This is a genomic window from Ruegeria sp. YTSC192 (assembly GCF_059609705.1).
Window position 1 is genome coordinate 21,069 of record NZ_JBXWMG010000015.1, and the last position, 16,077, is coordinate 37,145.

The window sequence follows — 16,077 nt, forward strand, 5'->3', positions numbered from 1 at the left end:
ACGTTGTGATGACTGCAGAAACCACTCTGGCCAATCTGGACCTGACCGCAGCGGAGCTGACAGGCGGCACATTGGCGGTAAGGTCTCCGATCGATGGGCACACCCTGGCCGAAGTACATGAAACATCAGCCTCTGAAATGGAGGCCATACTGACCAATGCCAAAACCGCTTTTAAAGCGTGGCGCACTGTTCCCGCCCCACGGCGGGGTGAGCTGATCCGTCTGCTGGGTGAGGAGCTGCGGGCGGCCAAGGACGATCTGGGCGCTTTGGTCAGCTGGGAGGCGGGTAAGATCACCTCGGAAGGTCTGGGCGAAGTGCAGGAGATGATCGACATTTGCGACTTTGCCGTTGGCCTGTCGCGGCAGCTCTATGGTCTGACCATAGCCTCGGAACGTCCCGGCCACCGGATGATGGAGACATGGCACCCGGCGGGCCCGGTCGGCGTGATCTCGGCCTTCAATTTCCCGGTTGCGGTCTGGTCGTGGAACGCGGCGCTGGCGCTTGTCTGCGGCGATCCAGTGATCTGGAAACCGTCCGAGAAATCGCCTCTGACCGCGATGGCCTGCCAGAAGATCTTTGAACGTGCGCTTGCCCGCTTCGGGGATGCGCCCGACAACCTGCTGCAAACGCTGATTGGCGGCGCTGCTCTGGGTGAGGCCCTGGTGGCCAGCGAAGACGTGCCAGTGATCTCGGCCACCGGATCGACGCGTATGGGCCGAGCGGTTGCGCCGATTGTGGCGGCGCGGTTCGGCAAGTGCATTCTGGAGCTTGGCGGCAACAACGCGATGATTGTCGGCCCGTCGGCCGATCTGGAAATGGCGGTGCGGGCGATTGTTTTCTCGGCCGTTGGAACGGCGGGTCAGCGCTGTACAACCTTGCGTCGCCTGATCGTCCACAACTCGATCAAGGATGAGCTGGTCGCACGTCTGAAGAAAGCCTATGCCGGATTGCCCATTGGTGATCCGATGGCCGAGGGCACATTGATCGGCCCGCTGGTCGATGAGGCCTCGGGCGCGGCGATGACAGCGGCGCTGAAAGCCGCCGAAGCCGAAGGCGGCGTGGTCTTTGGCGGAAAGCGCGTCACCGAGGGCGTTCCGAGTGGCGTTTACATGGAGCCTGCCATTGTTGAGATGCCCGGTCAGACAGCAACGGTGAAAACCGAGACCTTCGCGCCGATCCTCTATGTCATGGGCTATGACGATTTCAACGAGGCCATCGAGATCCAGAACGGTGTGCCGCAGGGCCTGTCCTCGTGCGTCTTCACCCTGAACATGCGCGAGGCCGAGCAATTCCTGACCGCAGCCGGATCGGATTGCGGTATCGCAAACGTCAATATCGGCCCGTCCGGTGCCGAGATCGGTGGCGCGTTCGGGGGTGAAAAGGAAACCGGCGGTGGACGCGAAAGCGGCTCGGACGCGTGGAAGGCCTATATGCGGCGTCAGACCAACACGGTGAACTATTCGGCAGAGCTGCCGCTGGCGCAGGGTGTGAAGTTCGACATCTGAACGCACGTCCGGCGACATGATCGCGCCGCCGGGCCGTCAATCTGAGAACAGGTAGCCCAATTGCATAATGGATTGGGCTGTCTCGGAATTCACCCCGAGGAACTTGGTGATTGCGGCCTCATTCTCGGCCCGATCCGATGTCTCGCGCAGGCGGAGATAGCCATCAATTCCGGCTTTACGGATTTGCTCGGATTCGTGTGCCAGATCATTGCGCAGCGTGGGCAGCAGGCGCGAGACGGTCTCGGATGGGCTGTTTTCACCCGCCAGGCCGACACGGCGCGCATGGCCGATCAGGTAGTCGTCGGAATACTGACACTCGATTTCCAACACATGGGTCTTGGCAACGTCGCCGCAGAAATCCTGAATGGCGTCCAGATTGGCCGGATCAAGGCACAACACCAGCCGGTTCGATCCGAAATGATCGAACAGCATCCGCACAACCGCCCGCCTGTGGCGTGAGCGTTTGGTCAGAGTCGTCTCGATCCCGCCGAGATCAGGCAACGGAGTGTCCTGCTCGTTGAACAGGTATTCGACGCAGGGGATGTCGGTGATCGAAGCGATCTGATCCACCAACCGCTTTGCCACATGCCACTTTTTGCAAACGATCAGAAACAGCTCTCGCTCTGGGCCCAGCGTATTACCGGCCTCCCAGAACCGCTGACCAAACCGGCGGCCCACACGCCCTCGCCCGGCAAGAAAGGCATAGAGGTTGCGCCCCTCATCCGAGATCGGGAAATCGACACCGGTGCTGGCGTAAAGTGTGCCGAGGCGCTCTTTCAACTCATGCGCTTCGGGGCTGATCTTTCGGGCAAACAGGTGGTTCTGGCCCAGCAGCATGTCGAAGTGATCATTATAGAAGGTTACCGGCATCCCGTAGTCCGAGAACATCAGGAAAGTCAGGGTGCGGTTTTCGACTTCGTCCTTCGGGATCAGATGGCGGACCAGCGTCTGAAAGAAGGTCTCGTCCGGAATCCAGGTAGAGGAGAAAAACCGGATCACGTCGCGCCGCTGTTTCAGGAAATCCAGAATCATCTCGACCGTGCGGCGGCGCAGGCACCACCATTGGCTGCCGATCATCACCTGGATATCGTCAGGGATGTCGCGCGTGATGTTGAAGCGTTTCTGCAACTCGTAAGAGGTGTAAAAGCGTTTGGGCTGTGTGCGTTCGTTGAAGTAGTGGCGATAGATCAGCCGGTCTTCCTTCATGCCGGTCTTGATCCAGTTGCTGGCAAAAAAGTCGTGGCTTTCGATGAAATCCTTGTCGTGTTCGTCCAGAAAGCGATGGGCGTATTCTGCGGTCTTGATGGCCATGCAATCGCCGGACAGCATGTAGAAATGCGTGGCACGCGGAAACGCGCTTTCGGCTGCTTGCAGGGCAAGTAGGGTGGCCTGCACCAAAGACCACTCTCCCCAGCCGCATTTGATGCGTTTGGCGGCAAAGGTGACGTTGGGGTTGTTTTTCAGTGCGGTGCGGATGCGGTCATAGTCCGATGCCTTTGCCCGGGCGTCGAAATGGATCGCCATACAATCATCGACGGCGGTCAGCTGCTCAGCCTGCGCGATGATCGCGTCGGGGTCTTTGTGACACAGCAAAATGTAGGCAATCTTTGCCATCTGGATTACGCGATTTCCGTTTCTGCCCGTTTGCTCCCGTGATACTGACGATGAGCGATTGAATAAACAGTATAATTTTGGTTCTTTGGTTTCAAAATTAGATTCACGTAAAGAGTTCTGACCCGTTGAGGAGGCATAGCAGATGGGGTTCCCCGGCACCTGGATGACCGAGAGCGAGAGCATGGTGTACCGTGTTGTGCCCAAATGTGCCTGCTCGACCATTGGTCAGATCATGTATTATTCCGACCATGGCCAGTTCTTTGATGGCGACATTCATGACGCCAAGGACGGGATGCACAAATGGGCCTTTGACCATAGCCAGGGCATGATCTCGGCCAATGTGCGCAATCATGGGTCTTATGCGTTCACCTGCGTGCGCAATCCCTATACGCGCATTCTCAGCTCATTCTTCGATAAGATCTGTGGCATTCAGCGCAATGGCAAGCGATACCGGGGCAAGCTGGTTCCGACGCTGGTCTATAACTATGGGATCGAGGTTGGCGGTGAGGATGGAAAAGGTGAGTTCGACCAGATCGCCAGTTTCCGTCGTTTCCTTCTGTTTGCGCGGGATACGATCCGGTGGCGCAGGCCGATGGACCCCGATATCCACTGGTCGGCCATGTCGGGTCACGTGTCGACCTTTGTGGTCAACGGCGGGCGCTACGACAACATTTTCTGGACCGAGACGTTCAACGACGGAATGCAGGACGTTCTGGACCATATCGAAACCGCACATCCCGTGGTGCTGTCCGAGATCCCGAGGTTCAACGAATCCGAAGGCCACGGACCCAAGCGCGCGCACCCGGTCGCGGATTATTTCGACGATCTTTCGATGCATCTGGTCTATGAGATCTACAAACAGGATTTCGAGCTGTTCAAATACGATTTCGAAAACCCGGCCAACAAGATGCCAATCGGTGAGATTGATCTGGACGAGGTACACGCCAAGCTGGGTGACTGAGCAGAAATAGGTGCTCCGGGCAGAGATGCATCTGCTTAGAACACGATTTGCAAGTCAGTGTCTGCTTTGAGCCCCAATCGACCTCAGTTAGTAGCCACGTTTCACTGGACGTTGAGGTAAGTAAGGCAGTCCAAATCATGGCTCCCTTCCGCCGCAAGCGCGAAAAGAATGTCCTTTTCAGTTTGAGTTGTAGAAGTCGACACGCGGTGTTTGACCAATTCGCTCGGACGTTCATAGCTACCCCCGCACACAAAAGGGCTGAAACACAGTTGATATTGGTAGAAGAAGGCTTCCGAGAAGCTAAGGTCCGAAATTTCCAGTTCCAACATTCCAAATTGAGTACCTGCCTCAATTAATCTGTCTATTACCGGGAAAAACTCTTCTCGATTCTCGGTGCACTGCCCCGAATTAATAGGAAACGCATCAATCTCGCCCCAAAAGTCGTTCGCAATCGAAAGGAGAGTGCCAAGCAAGCCGTTGGACACACTAGGTTTGGCTCCCATGTTCAGGAGCGTTTCAATTGCTTCTAAGTCAACTGAAACACCGAGAGGTGCATTTGAATCTTCATGAAACACGTACCGAAATTCGTGAAACAAGTCGTCACCGGTTTCGGTTCGATGGTCCAATACACTAGGGTTTTCTTCAATGATGGAACCGAGCAGGGCGTAGTCACGTTTCTCGGCTGCTGAAATTGCGTTTTGAAACGCTTTTTCTTGAACAGTCGTATTGACTTCTTGAGCCAAACTTGCCGGAACAAGAAACGATCCCAGAAGCCAGATGCTTAAGTAAGCTCTTAAGTCTATTCTCATTTTTGACCAGCAACCTTGCTTTGCATTGGCGTAACGGTATCAACAACTGCTGTGCTGTCCAATGACCGAAAAGTCCACACAGCAGAACAAAAACGGCCCACCGAATGGGTGGGCCGTTTTCGTTGAGCATTTTCTAACTCAAACCTGACGCACGGCTCCTTTTGCTGCGCTGGTGGTCAGCTTGGCATAAGCTTTCAGCGCGGTGGACACTTTGCGTTTGCGCGGTGCTGCCGGGGCCCAGCCTTTTTCGTCCTGTGCCTCGCGCCGTTCGGCCAGATCCTCATCCGAGACCGCCAGATGGATCGAACGCTTGGGGATGTCGATTTCGATCTTGTCGCCGGTTTGCACCAGCCCGATGACGCCACCTTCAGCCGCTTCGGGCGAGACGTGACCAATGGACAGACCCGATGTACCCCCCGAGAAACGGCCATCGGTCAGCAGCGCGCAGGCTTTGCCCAGACCTTTGGATTTCAGGTACGAGGTCGGGTATAGCATCTCTTGCATGCCCGGCCCGCCGCGTGGGCCCTCATAGCGGATAACAACCACGTCGCCCTCTTTCACCTTGCCGGTCAGGATGTCGCTGACTGCCTGATCCTGGCTTTCGCAGACATAGGCCGTACCGGTGAATTGCAGGATGTTGGCATCAACGCCTGCGGTTTTCACGATACAACCGTCACGGGCGATGTTGCCGAACAGAACCGCCAGACCGCCGTCCTGACTGAACGCGTGTTCCTTGGAGCGGATCACGCCACCTTCGCGGTCGGTGTCCAGCTCTTTATACCGGTTCGACTGGCTGAAGGCCTGTGTGGTGCGCACGCCACCGGGGGCCGCCTTGAACAACTCCTGCGCCTTCGGGTTATTGGCGATCTTGATGTCCCAGTTGGCAATCGCCTCGCCCATCGTGGTCGAGTGTACGGTCGCGCAGTCTTCGTGCAGCAGCCCGGCGCGGCTCAGCTCTCCGAGAATCGAGAAGATGCCGCCTGCGCGGTGGACGTCTTCCATATGCACGTTCTCGGTGTTGGGCGCGACCTTGCACAAGCAAGGCACCTTGCGGCTGAGGCGGTCCATGTCGGACATATCAAAATCGACGCCGCCCTCATAGGCGATGGCCAGCAGGTGCAGAACGGTGTTGGTCGATCCACCCATGGCGATATCCAGCGACATCGCGTTCTCGAATGCATCAAAGGTGGCGATTTCGCGCGGCAGGAAGCCCTTCTCGTCCAGATCGTAGTGCCGTTTGGTGATCTCGACGATGCGGCGACCGGCTTCAAGGAACAGCTCTTTGCGGTCCGAGTGGGTGGCCAGGGTCGAGCCATTGCCCGGCAGGGCCAGACCCAGCGCCTCGGCCAGACAGTTCATCGAGTTCGCGGTGAACATGCCCGAGCAGGACCCGCAGGTGGGGCAGGCGTTTTCCTCGATATGCTGAACCTGTTCATCGGTGAACTTGTCATCCGCTGCGGCAACCATGGCATCCACGAGGTCGATCTTCTTGGCGTCCAGATCGGCAAGGTCGATCTTGCCGGCCTCCATCGGACCGCCCGAGACAAAGATCGCCGGAATGTTCAGGCGCATCGCGGCCATCAGCATGCCGGGCGTGATCTTGTCGCAGTTCGAAATACAGACCATCGCGTCGGCACAGTGCGCGTTGACCATGTATTCCACCGAATCCGCGATCACCTCACGCGAGGGCAGGGAATACAGCATCCCGTCATGGCCCATGGCAATACCGTCATCCACGGCGATGGTGTTGAATTCCTTGGCGACGCCACCGGCGGCCTCAACCTCACGCGCGACCATCTGGCCCAGATCCTTCAGGTGCACGTGACCGGGCACGAACTGGGTGAACGAGTTGACGATGGCAATGATCGGTTTGCCGAAATCATCATCCTGCATACCGGTGGCGCGCCACAGGCCGCGGGCACCGGCCATGTTGCGGCCATGAGTAGAGGTTCTGGATCGGTACATTGGCATGATGCTGTTTCCCTATTGCCCAAGCTGCGATATTGGGTGTGTACGTTATAGCGCACGTATCATATGTACGTTATAACGCACAAGGCAAATCGCAAGGCGCGGATATGGAATCGGATGAAATCACGCTGAAACTAAAGGAAGTGCGGGCGGCGTCGGGTCTCAGCCTGTCCAAAGTGGCCGAGTTGACGGGCGTCAGCAAAGCCATGCTGGGTCAGATCGAGCGCGGCGAATCAAGCCCCACCATTGCGACCCTGTGGAAAATCGCCAAGGGGTTTCAACTTCCGCTGAGCGCCCTGATCGGGACTTCGGACGCGCGCGCGCAGGGCGTGTTTCGGACCGTAACCTTTCCGGGCAGCATTCAGGTCAAGATCGTCTTTCCCTTTGATCCCGCCCTTGGGGCCGAGACCTTCCATGTCGAACTGGCCGCCAACCAAAGTCATGAATCCCCCGCCCATGCTGTCGGGGTGACCGAGGAGGTCTTTGTCTTGAACGGCGCGCTTGAGGTTTTGCAGGATGGCAAATGGGTCGCCCTCAAGGCCGGTGAGGGGCTGCGCTTTGCCGCCGATCTGCCGCACGGCTATCGCGCTGGGCCAGATGGAGCGGGTTTTCTGAACATGCATCACTATTTTCAACCGGCCGAGCTGGCCTCGGTCGGGTAACCCGGGTTTTCAGGACTATTTGCAATGACGGACGTGCTGAACAGCCTGACTATCGTGGATGCCGTGGGATCAGCCGGCGCGCTTGTCGTGGTCGGGGCTTATTTCGCAACGCAGATGCGGATGATGAATTCCGACGATCTGGCCTTTCCGGTGATCAATCTGCTGGGGTCGGTGCTGATCGCCTACTCTCTGCTGCATAACTTTAATCTGGCCTCGATGCTGATCGAAGGGTTCTGGATTGTCATCAGCGTGATCGGAATAATTCAGTATTTCCGGCTGAAACGGCGTGCGGAATAGCGCTAACCCGGCTTGAATACGGCCCTTTGCGCGTATAGGGAAAACCCAACCGCGCTTAGGGGAGGCTTTGATGCAAGACGATCCCAAAACCCTCGTTTCAACCGACTGGCTTGCCGCCCATCTGAAGGACCCGGATCTGAGGATCCTGGACGGGTCGTGGTACCTGCCTTCGCAGAACCGTGATGCCAAGGCGGAATATGACGCGGCGCATATCCCCGGCGCGCGATTCTTCGATATTGATGACATTTCGGACCACCGCTCGGACCTGCCGCATATGGCCCCTCCGGTCGAGAAATTCATGTCGCGCCTGCGCGCCATGGGTGTGGGCGATGGTCATCAGGTGGTGGTCTATGACGGGGCCGGGCTGATGTCGGCCGCGCGTGTCTGGTGGATGTTCCGTCTGATGGGGCAGGAAAACATCGCTGTTCTGGATGGCGGTCTGCCGAAATGGCAGGCCGAGGGGCGCGAGATCGAAGACCTGCCGCCGGTGATCCGGGATCGCCATATGACGGTGCGGGTGCAGAACCATCTGGTGCGGGACGTGACTCAGGTCTCGGCAGCCGCCAAGCTGGCTGATCATGAGATTATCGACGCCCGCTCGGCCCCGCGTTTCGCAGGGACCGAGGCCGAGCCGCGCGAAGGTCTGCGCTCGGGCCACATTCCGGGATCACGAAATGTGCCCTTTGGCCAATTGCTGAACAAAAACGGCACGATGAAATCGCCCGAGGATTGCCGCGCCGTGTTCGAGGCCGCAGGCGTGGATCTGTCGAAACCCGCGATCACCTCATGTGGGTCGGGCGTGACGGCCGCGATCCTCATCCTTGCGCTAGAGCGCATGGGCAAAAAAGACCACTCGCTTTATGACGGGTCATGGGCCGAATGGGGTGCCTTCCCTACCCTTCCTGTCGCAACCGGAGAGACCTGATGTTCGAGAACCTCAAGCCGCAGCCAGCTGACAAGATTCTGGCGCTGATGCAGATGTACCGTGAAGACCCGCGCGATCAGAAGATTGATCTGGGCGTCGGCGTCTACAAGAACGCCGAGGGCGTGACCCCGGTGATGCGCGCCGTCAAGGCCGCCGAAAAGCGCATTCTCGAAGAGCAGGAGAGCAAAGCCTATACCGGTCTGGCCGGAGATCCGGCCTATTCGGACGCGATGATCGGTCTGATCCTTGGCGACGCGGTTGCGCGCGCCAACATTGCCGCCGTAGCGACCCCCGGTGGCACCGGCGCCTGCCGTCAGGCGTTCGAGATGATCCGCATGGCCAACCCCGAGGCCCGCGTGTTCGTGTCGAACCCGACATGGCCGAACCACCTGTCGATCCTGAACTATCTGGGCATGGAGACCGTCCAGTATCGTTACTTCGATGGCGAAACCCGTGGCGTCGATTTCGACGGCATGATCGAGGACCTGAAAACCGCCAAACCGGGCGACGTGGTTCTGCTGCATGGTTGCTGCCATAACCCTACGGGCGCGAACCTGAACCTCGTGCAGTGGCAAGAGGTCGTGAACCTGATCAACGAGCTTGGCCTCGTGGCGATGATCGACATCGCCTATCAGGGTTTTGGCGACGGTCTCGAAGAAGACGCGCAGGCAACTCGTCTGGTGGCCTCGTCGGTCAAGGAATGTCTGATCGCGGCGTCGTGTTCCAAGAATTTCGGCGTGTACCGTGAGCGTACGGGCCTTCTGATGGCGATCAGCGATGACGCGGCACAGACCTCGCTGAACCAGTCGACGCTGGCCTTCCTGAACCGCCAGAACTACTCGTTCCCACCGGATCACGGCGCGCGGGTCGTCACCACGATCCTGACCGATGACGCCCTGCGCGCCGATTGGCAGGCCGAACTGGAAGAGATCCGCCTGTCCATGCTGGGCCTGCGTCAGCAGCTGGCGGATGAGCTTCAGCGCCTGACCGGATCGGATCGGTTCAGCTTTGTCGCCCAACACCGCGGTATGTTCTCGCGTCTGGGTGCAGCACCTGAACTGGTCGAGAAACTGCGCGCGGACCACGGCATCTACATGGTCGGCGACAGCCGGTTGAACATCGCCGGTCTGAATGCGACGACAGTGCCAATTCTGGCCAAGGCGATTGTCGACGTCGGGGTCTAAAGCGTTTTGCGGTTTACTTGAGGCGAGACCATCGAAATGCGCGTTCGACCGCACGGAGAGGCAGCGTAGTTCGATTCAAATCAATCGCAAAGCGATCTAAGCAACGCTTCGTCACAAAACAATAAAGCCGCGCGGATCAGCGCGGCTTTATTGTTTTCAGCGTTGAGCAAAAGAAAAGGCCGGACGCGAATGCCCGGCCTTCGAGTGGTTGTCTCAGGTGTTAGCCTTTCGAGAACTCCGGATAGGCTTCCATGCCCAGCTCTGCCATGTCGAGGCCGTTGATCTCGTCCTCTTCGCTGACGCGGATACCGACGATTGCTTTCAGGACGATCCACAGGATCAGTGCGCCGACAAAGGTGAACACACCGTAGGCTGCGATACCCAGCAGCTGGGTGCCCAGAGAGGCCTCGCCGTAAAAGATGACGGCGATGGTGCCCCAGATGCCTGCAAACAGGTGAACCGGGATCGCGCCAACAACGTCGTCGATCTTGAACTTGTCCAGCATCGGAACCGCAAAGACCACGATGATACCACCCACGGCACCGATCCAGAGCGCGCCGAACAGGGTCGGGGCCAGAGGTTCAGCGGTGATCGAAACCAGACCGGCCAGCGCGCCGTTCAGCACCATGGTCAGGTCAGGCTTTTTATACAGAAGCTGTGTCAGGATCAGGGCAGTTACAGCACCTGAAGCGGCGGCCATGTTGGTGTTGGCGAAAATGCGCGAGACGTCGGATACATCACCCACGGTGCCCATCGCAAGCTGCGATCCGCCGTTGAAGCCGAACCAACCCAGCCACAGGATGAACGTACCCAAAGTTGCCAGTGCCAGGTTCGAACCGGGCATCGGATGCACCTTGCCGTCCTTGTATTTTCCGATCCGCGGGCCAAGGATGATCGCACCTGCCAGCGCGGCCCAGCCGCCGACCGAGTGTACAACGGTCGAACCTGCGAAGTCCGAGAAGCCCATGGCATCGAGCCAACCGCCACCCCATTTCCATGAGCCGGAGATCGGGTACAGGATACCTGTCAGAACGACCACGAAGATCAGGAAGGGGAACAGCTTGATCCGCTCGGCTACGGCGCCCGACACGATGGAGGCGGTTGCAGCCACGAAGACCAACTGGAAGAAAAAGTCCGAGCCGATCGAGGCATAGTCCAAAGCAGCCTCGGCAGGGTCAACACCAACCGGGTCCAGCACGGTTGGGCCGCCAATGGCAAAGAAGCCGTTGAAGTCGCCCGGGTACATCGTGTTGAAACCAACCAGCCAGTACATGATCGCGGCAATGGAAAACAGCGCCACGTTCTTGATCATCTGCATGGCCACGTTCTTGGAACGCACCAGACCGCCTTCCAGCATGGCAAAGCCTGCTGCCATGAAGAAGACCAGAAAGCCCGCCATCAGGAACAGCAGGGTGGTAAAGATATACTGGGTGTGCAGCGCAGCTTCGCCTTCGGCGGCAGCCTCTTGCGCCAGACCCATCTGCGGCAGCGCGACAATCGCGGCAGCAGGGATGAGAGATTTCATCAGGTTCATAGTCAGTCCTCGAATGATAGTGAGTGTGGGCGCCTTACAGCGCCTCTTCGTTCGTTTCCCCAGTCCGCACGCGCATGGCCTGCTCGACATCGAGGACGAAAATCTTGCCGTCACCGATCTTGCCGGTCTTGGCGGTGTTGGTGATGGTCTCGACGATCTGATCGGCCATCGTTGCAGGTACCACGATCTCGAGTTTGATCTTGGGTACGAAGTTTACGGCGTATTCCGCGCCACGGTAGATTTCGGTGTGACCGGATTGCGAGCCGAAGCCCTTGATTTCGGTCACCATCATGCCGCGTACGCCAGCTTCGGTCAGTGCCTCGCGCACCTCCTCGAGCTTGAACGGCTTGATTGTCGCAATGATCAGTTTCACATCTGTCCCCTCTGCTAATCCGGTTGGGCCGGTTTGTTTGCACCTGCAGAAAAAGAACGTGTGTAGACGCGTTAAGGAACGATTCCCGGACGGAAAGCTGACTGAAAATGGCGTCAAGTTGCACAATTTTTGCACAAAATGACCAATACGGCTAATTAATGGGCAGAAAAGAGAGGGATGGTTCAGGAAAATCGGACCTCAACATAAGCGAGACGTCAGGGTATGGTGAGGCAAAACTATAAACGGGCAGAGTTTGAGCATGACTGAGTCCAAGCGCCGAAAATCGACACTGGTCGCGGATAAGAGATACCCGTCGAAGGGACGCAAACCTTCGACGACCAAACGGGCTGCCAAGCCTTCGGGCAAGAAGTCGACCGCCCGAAAAACCGCGACCCGCAAGACGGCGCGGAAGAAAACGCGCAAGCGGTCGGGTGGCAATGGTGGCGGGTTTTTCCGCCGTCTGTTCCGTTGGATCTGGCGGCTTATCTGGGGCGTGACATGGCGCGTTGGGGCCGTGGTCGCCATGCTGATCGCGCTGGCGGTTGGGGTGGTCTATACCTCTCTGCCCGATGTCGATGCCTTGCTGGATGGTCGCGCGCGTGGATCGGTGACGATGCTGGACCGCGATGGCAAGGTCTTTGCCTGGCGCGGGGATCAGTTCGGCGGGGTGATCACCGCTGATACCGTCTCGCCCCACCTCAAGAACGCGGTGATCGCGACCGAGGACAAACGGTTTTATCGTCATTTCGGTGTCAGCCCGCGCGGTGTGGCCAGCGCGGTGCGCATCAACCTGAGCGAGGGGCGCGGCCCGCTCTCGGGCCATGGCGGCTCGACCATCACGCAGCAGACGGCCAAGCTGCTGTGTCTGGGTGTGCCCTATGATCCCGCCGAATGGGAATCTGAGGCCGCTTATGAATCGGATTGCCGTCAGGGTTCGCTGTGGCGCAAAGGCAAAGAGGCGATCTATGCGCTGGCGATGGAGGTGAAATACTCCAAGGACGAAATCCTGACCATCTACCTGAACCGCGCGTTCCTGGGTGCGGGCGCACGTGGGTTCGAAGCGGCCAGCCAGCGCTATTTCGGAAAGTCCGCGGCCGAGGTCTCACCGTCCGAGGCTGCGATGCTGGCCGGCCTTCTGGTTGCGCCCACGCGCTATGCGCCGACGAACAACCTTCAGCGCTCGCAGGATCGGGCGCGGCTTGTGGTTGGGCTGATGGAGGCGCAGGGCTACCTGTCCGGCGCGCAGGCCAGTGAGGCCCGCGCCCGTCCCGCGCAACTGTCCGAGGCCGCCGCCGCGCGTGCAGGTGGCTATTTCGCCGATTGGGTCATGGCCAGCGGGCCCGAGTTCTTCACCCGCAACACCACCGAGGATGTGGTAATCCGCACGACATTGGATCCACGCATCCAGACCTCGGCGGAAGAGGCGCTGCAATTCATCTTTCAGGAGAAGGTTCGGGAAGGGTCGAAAGCGCAGGCCGCGATTGTCGTGATGTCAGCGGATGGGGCGGTGCGCGCAATGGTCGGTGGCCGCAAGACCCGCGTCTCGGGCGCGTTCAACCGTGCGACGCAGGCGCTGCGGCAGACCGGGTCGTCGTTCAAACCCTTTGTCTATGCCACCGCGCTAGAGCTTGGGTATTCGCCCTATGACACGGTGATGGATGAGCCCTACTGTGTGAACATTCCCGGATCGGGGCAGTGGTGCCCCAAGAACTACACCAACAAATACTACGGGCAGGTCACGCTGGCGGATGCGCTCAAGAACTCTTTGAACATTCCGGCGGTGAAAGTGGCCGAGATTTCGGGCCTCGAAAATGTGCGTACGGTCGCCACCGGTTTCGGGATCGCCAGCGATCTGGCACAAGGCCCCGCACTGGCGCTGGGCGCGTCAGAGAGCACCCTGATCGAGATGACGGGCGCTTATGCGGGTATCCTGAACGGCGGATCGTCTGTTGAACCCTATGGCCTGACCGAGTTGAAACTGTTGGGCGATGAAACCCCGGTGATGGTGACGACCACAGGGATTGGTGAGCGGGTGATCAATGACAAAGCGGCCAAGGAATTGATCTGGATGATGGAGCGTGTGGTGTCCGAGGGCACAGGCGGCCGCGCCAAGCTGCCGGGATGGCAGGTGGCAGGCAAGACCGGGACAACACAGGCCGCGCGGGATGCGTGGTTCATCGGGTTCACGGCTGACTACGTGGCCGGTGTCTGGATGGGCTATGACGATAACACCCCCCTGTCCGGTGTCACCGGAGGCGGGCTGCCGGCCGAAATCTGGAAGGAAACGATGCTGCGCGTGACCGAAGGGATGACGCCCACGCCTCTGCCGATGATCGCGCCAGAGCCGCCAGTGCAGGTCGCGCAACCTCAGCCACGTCGCAATCAGGGCGGAGGGTTCGAGCGCGCCATCAACAACCTGATCCGGGATATCTTCGGCGGGAACTAACTCTTCAAGTGACAAGCATAAAAAAAGGCGGCACATTGCGGGCCGCCTTTTTCAATTCAATTGTGATCTAGGATCAGACGCTGGCGTCCAGCGCGGCCAGGATCGCATCGCCCATTTCCGAGGTCGAAACCGGGGTCACACCTTTATCGGCCAGCAGGTCTGCGGTGCGAACACCGTCGGCCAGCACTTTCTCGATCGCGGCTTCCAGACGGTCGGCCTCGGCCCCCTGATCAAAGCTATAGCGCAGCGCCATGGCGAAGCTGAGGACGCAGGCGATCGGGTTGGCTTTGCCTTCGCCCGCGATATCCGGGGCCGAGCCGTGGACCGGCTCATACATCGCCTTGGGGCGGCCATTGTCCATCGGGGCACCCAGCGAAGCCGACGGCAGCATACCCAGCGAGCCGGTCAGCATTGCGGCGCAATCCGACAGGATGTCGCCGAACAGGTTGTCAGTCACGATCACGTCGAACTGTTTGGGCGCGCGCACCAGCTGCATCGCACCATTGTCGGCATACATGTGGGAGACTTCGACCTCGGGGTAATCCTTGGCGACCTCGTTCACGACTTCGCGCCACAGAATGCCCGATTCCATGACATTGGCTTTCTCCATCGAACACAGCTTCTTGTTCCGGCGCATGGCCAGCTCAAAGGCCGAGCGTGCGGCGCGTTCGATCTCGGATTCGGTATAGCGCTGGGTGTTGACGCCTACGCGTTCATTGCCTTCTTCGAAGATGCCGCGCGGCTCGCCGAAATAGATGCCCGAGGTCAGCTCGCGCACGATCATGATGTCCAGACCGGCCACAACATCGGTTTTCAGCGACGAGAAATCCGCCAGCGCGTCAAAGCACTGGGCCGGGCGCAGGTTGGAAAAAAGGTCCATTTCCTTGCGCAGGCGCAGCAGCCCACGTTCGGGCTTCAGGCTGAAGTCCAGATCGTCGTATTTCGGGCCGCCCACAGCGCCCAGCAGAACCGCGTCTACCTCTTGGGCTTTGGCCATGGTCTCGTCCGACAGGGGCTTGCCATGGGCGTCATAGGCCGCACCGCCGACCAGATCCTCGCTCACGTCAAAGTGAAGGCCGCGATTGGTGTCGAACCAAGAGATGATTCTGCGCACTTCGGCCATAACTTCCGGGCCAATTCCGTCTCCGGGCAGGATGAGGAGCGAGGGGTTGGACATCGACAGTCTCCTTGCGTTTTGTCGCAAAGGGCCTAGCGTCTGCGCCGCACCGGGTCAATGAGACGATCCGGATGAATCACGAGGAAAACACATGTTGATACCGGGAAATCCCGTTCCAGGCCTGAAAATCGAAACCATTGGGCATGGACTGTTCGATCTTGAGGCCGACAAGGGCGAAAACGGAACACTGGTGATCCAGTATCGCGGCTTGCATTGCCCGATCTGCATCAAGCAGATGACCGAGGTCGAAGCGGCGCTGGATGATTTCGCCGCGCTGGGCGTCGAGGTGATCATGATCACCACAGATACCGCCGACCGCGCGGCTGAGGCCGCTGAAAAGGCCGGAGTGTCGCGCCTGCGCGTGGGTCACAGTCTTCCGCTGGCCGGCGCCCGAGAGGATTGGGGTCTGAACATCTCAACCGCGCGCGAAGGGAGCGCTGAGCCCGCCTTCTTTGCCGAGCCGGGGCATTTCTATATCGCAACAGATCGGACGCTGTACTACGCGTGGCAGCAGACAACGCCATTTGGGCGTCCGGCGATGGCGGATATTGTTGGTGGTCTGAAATTCACCCTCGGAAACAACTATCCTGCGCGTGGTACCTATACTGGCCCGCTCTAGGCC

General features: G+C 59.0%; 14 protein-coding genes. 8 read left to right on the forward strand and 6 right to left on the reverse strand.

The genetic code is table 11. The annotated features are described in order from the left end of the window. Window positions 1-8 precede the first annotated feature (8 nt). Entirely contained in the window at window positions 9-1,505 is a 1,497-nt protein-coding gene (gene amaB / locus AC2FD8_RS18215; protein WP_496858610.1) for an L-piperidine-6-carboxylate dehydrogenase, read from the forward strand. A gap of 36 nt (window positions 1,506-1,541) precedes the next feature. On the opposite strand, the gene AC2FD8_RS18220 is transcribed toward amaB, so the two are convergent. Next, window positions 1,542-3,119, reverse strand: coding sequence for a DUF5928 domain-containing protein (locus AC2FD8_RS18220; protein ID WP_496858580.1), 1,578 nt, complete (start codon window positions 3,117-3,119; stop codon window positions 1,542-1,544). A gap of 142 nt (window positions 3,120-3,261) precedes the next feature. Between AC2FD8_RS18220 and AC2FD8_RS18225 the strand changes: the two genes are divergently transcribed. Further along, entirely contained in the window at window positions 3,262-4,080 is an 819-nt protein-coding gene (locus tag AC2FD8_RS18225; RefSeq protein ID WP_496858579.1) for a sulfotransferase family protein, read from the forward strand. 101 nt (window positions 4,081-4,181) lie between these two features. Here AC2FD8_RS18225 and AC2FD8_RS18230 read toward each other — a convergent pair whose 3' ends face one another. Together AC2FD8_RS18230 and ilvD are read right to left on the reverse strand one after the other, a co-directional pair. Then, window positions 4,182-4,889, reverse strand: a complete 708-nt coding sequence (locus tag AC2FD8_RS18230; protein ID WP_496858577.1) for a hypothetical protein — start codon at window positions 4,887-4,889, stop codon at window positions 4,182-4,184. 138 nt (window positions 4,890-5,027) lie between these two features. Further along, on the reverse strand, window positions 5,028-6,860 hold the full coding sequence (gene ilvD / locus AC2FD8_RS18235) for a dihydroxy-acid dehydratase (protein WP_496858576.1): 1,833 nt from the start codon (window positions 6,858-6,860) through the stop codon (window positions 5,028-5,030). 104 nt (window positions 6,861-6,964) lie between these two features. Between ilvD and AC2FD8_RS18240 the strand changes: the two genes are divergently transcribed. The 4 genes from AC2FD8_RS18240 to AC2FD8_RS18255 all read left to right on the forward strand — a co-directional run bounded on the left by AC2FD8_RS18240 (window position 6,965) and on the right by AC2FD8_RS18255 (window position 9,925). Continuing rightward, window positions 6,965-7,519, forward strand: coding sequence for a helix-turn-helix domain-containing protein (locus AC2FD8_RS18240; RefSeq protein ID WP_496858574.1), 555 nt, complete (start codon window positions 6,965-6,967; stop codon window positions 7,517-7,519). Between the two features lie 24 nt (window positions 7,520-7,543). After that, complete coding sequence (locus tag AC2FD8_RS18245) at window positions 7,544-7,816, forward strand: CBU_0592 family membrane protein (protein ID WP_496858572.1); 273 nt, start codon at window positions 7,544-7,546, stop codon at window positions 7,814-7,816. A gap of 70 nt (window positions 7,817-7,886) precedes the next feature. Next, window positions 7,887-8,741, forward strand: a complete 855-nt coding sequence (sseA, locus tag AC2FD8_RS18250) for a 3-mercaptopyruvate sulfurtransferase (protein WP_496858570.1) — start codon at window positions 7,887-7,889, stop codon at window positions 8,739-8,741. Further along, window positions 8,741-9,925 (forward strand): amino acid aminotransferase, encoded by a 1,185-nt coding sequence (locus tag AC2FD8_RS18255; RefSeq protein ID WP_496858568.1) that lies wholly within the window; start codon window positions 8,741-8,743, stop codon window positions 9,923-9,925. Before sseA ends, AC2FD8_RS18255 begins: the two co-directional genes overlap by 1 nt. A 220-nt stretch (window positions 9,926-10,145) precedes the next feature. On the opposite strand, the gene AC2FD8_RS18260 is transcribed toward AC2FD8_RS18255, so the two are convergent. Further along, window positions 10,146-11,459, reverse strand: coding sequence for an ammonium transporter (locus AC2FD8_RS18260; RefSeq protein WP_496858566.1), 1,314 nt, complete (start codon window positions 11,457-11,459; stop codon window positions 10,146-10,148). A 34-nt stretch (window positions 11,460-11,493) separates the two neighbouring features. Then, window positions 11,494-11,832, reverse strand: a complete 339-nt coding sequence (locus AC2FD8_RS18265) for a P-II family nitrogen regulator (protein WP_170379789.1) — start codon at window positions 11,830-11,832, stop codon at window positions 11,494-11,496. 259 nt (window positions 11,833-12,091) lie between these two features. Here AC2FD8_RS18265 and AC2FD8_RS18270 point away from each other — a divergent pair, with 259 nt between their 5' ends. Further along, window positions 12,092-14,278 carry a transglycosylase domain-containing protein gene (locus AC2FD8_RS18270; protein WP_496858564.1) on the forward strand — a complete coding sequence of 729 codons (2,187 nt, stop codon included), beginning with the start codon at window positions 12,092-12,094 and terminating at the stop codon, window positions 14,276-14,278. Between the two features lie 73 nt (window positions 14,279-14,351). Here AC2FD8_RS18270 and leuB read toward each other — a convergent pair whose 3' ends face one another. After that, window positions 14,352-15,455 carry a 3-isopropylmalate dehydrogenase gene (gene leuB / locus AC2FD8_RS18275; protein ID WP_496858562.1) on the reverse strand — a complete coding sequence of 368 codons (1,104 nt, stop codon included), beginning with the start codon at window positions 15,453-15,455 and terminating at the stop codon, window positions 14,352-14,354. Window positions 15,456-15,546: 91 nt separating this feature from the next. Here leuB and AC2FD8_RS18280 point away from each other — a divergent pair, with 91 nt between their 5' ends. Further along, window positions 15,547-16,074 carry a redoxin domain-containing protein gene (locus tag AC2FD8_RS18280; protein WP_496858560.1) on the forward strand — a complete coding sequence of 176 codons (528 nt, stop codon included), beginning with the start codon at window positions 15,547-15,549 and terminating at the stop codon, window positions 16,072-16,074. Window positions 16,075-16,077 lie beyond the last annotated feature (3 nt).

What these genes read in the sequence shown, in the direction of transcription:
- AC2FD8_RS18220 (WP_496858580.1), bottom strand. Translation starts at nt 3,119, where the DNA reads ATGGCAAAGATTGCCTACATTTTGCTGTGTCACAAAGACCCCGACGCG.
- AC2FD8_RS18280 (WP_496858560.1), top strand. Translation starts at nt 15,547, where the DNA reads ATGTTGATACCGGGAAATCCCGTTCCAGGCCTGAAAATCGAAACCATT.
- ilvD (WP_496858576.1), bottom strand. Translation starts at nt 6,860, where the DNA reads ATGCCAATGTACCGATCCAGAACCTCTACTCATGGCCGCAACATGGCC.
- sseA (WP_496858570.1), top strand. Translation starts at nt 7,887, where the DNA reads ATGCAAGACGATCCCAAAACCCTCGTTTCAACCGACTGGCTTGCCGCC.
- AC2FD8_RS18240 (WP_496858574.1), top strand. Translation starts at nt 6,965, where the DNA reads ATGGAATCGGATGAAATCACGCTGAAACTAAAGGAAGTGCGGGCGGCG.
- AC2FD8_RS18270 (WP_496858564.1), top strand. Translation starts at nt 12,092, where the DNA reads ATGACTGAGTCCAAGCGCCGAAAATCGACACTGGTCGCGGATAAGAGA.
- leuB (WP_496858562.1), bottom strand. Translation starts at nt 15,455, where the DNA reads ATGTCCAACCCCTCGCTCCTCATCCTGCCCGGAGACGGAATTGGCCCG.
- AC2FD8_RS18225 (WP_496858579.1), top strand. Translation starts at nt 3,262, where the DNA reads ATGGGGTTCCCCGGCACCTGGATGACCGAGAGCGAGAGCATGGTGTAC.
- AC2FD8_RS18255 (WP_496858568.1), top strand. Translation starts at nt 8,741, where the DNA reads ATGTTCGAGAACCTCAAGCCGCAGCCAGCTGACAAGATTCTGGCGCTG.
- AC2FD8_RS18245 (WP_496858572.1), top strand. Translation starts at nt 7,544, where the DNA reads ATGACGGACGTGCTGAACAGCCTGACTATCGTGGATGCCGTGGGATCA.
- amaB (WP_496858610.1), top strand. Translation starts at nt 9, where the DNA reads ATGACTGCAGAAACCACTCTGGCCAATCTGGACCTGACCGCAGCGGAG.
- AC2FD8_RS18260 (WP_496858566.1), bottom strand. Translation starts at nt 11,459, where the DNA reads ATGAACCTGATGAAATCTCTCATCCCTGCTGCCGCGATTGTCGCGCTG.
- AC2FD8_RS18230 (WP_496858577.1), bottom strand. Translation starts at nt 4,889, where the DNA reads ATGAGAATAGACTTAAGAGCTTACTTAAGCATCTGGCTTCTGGGATCG.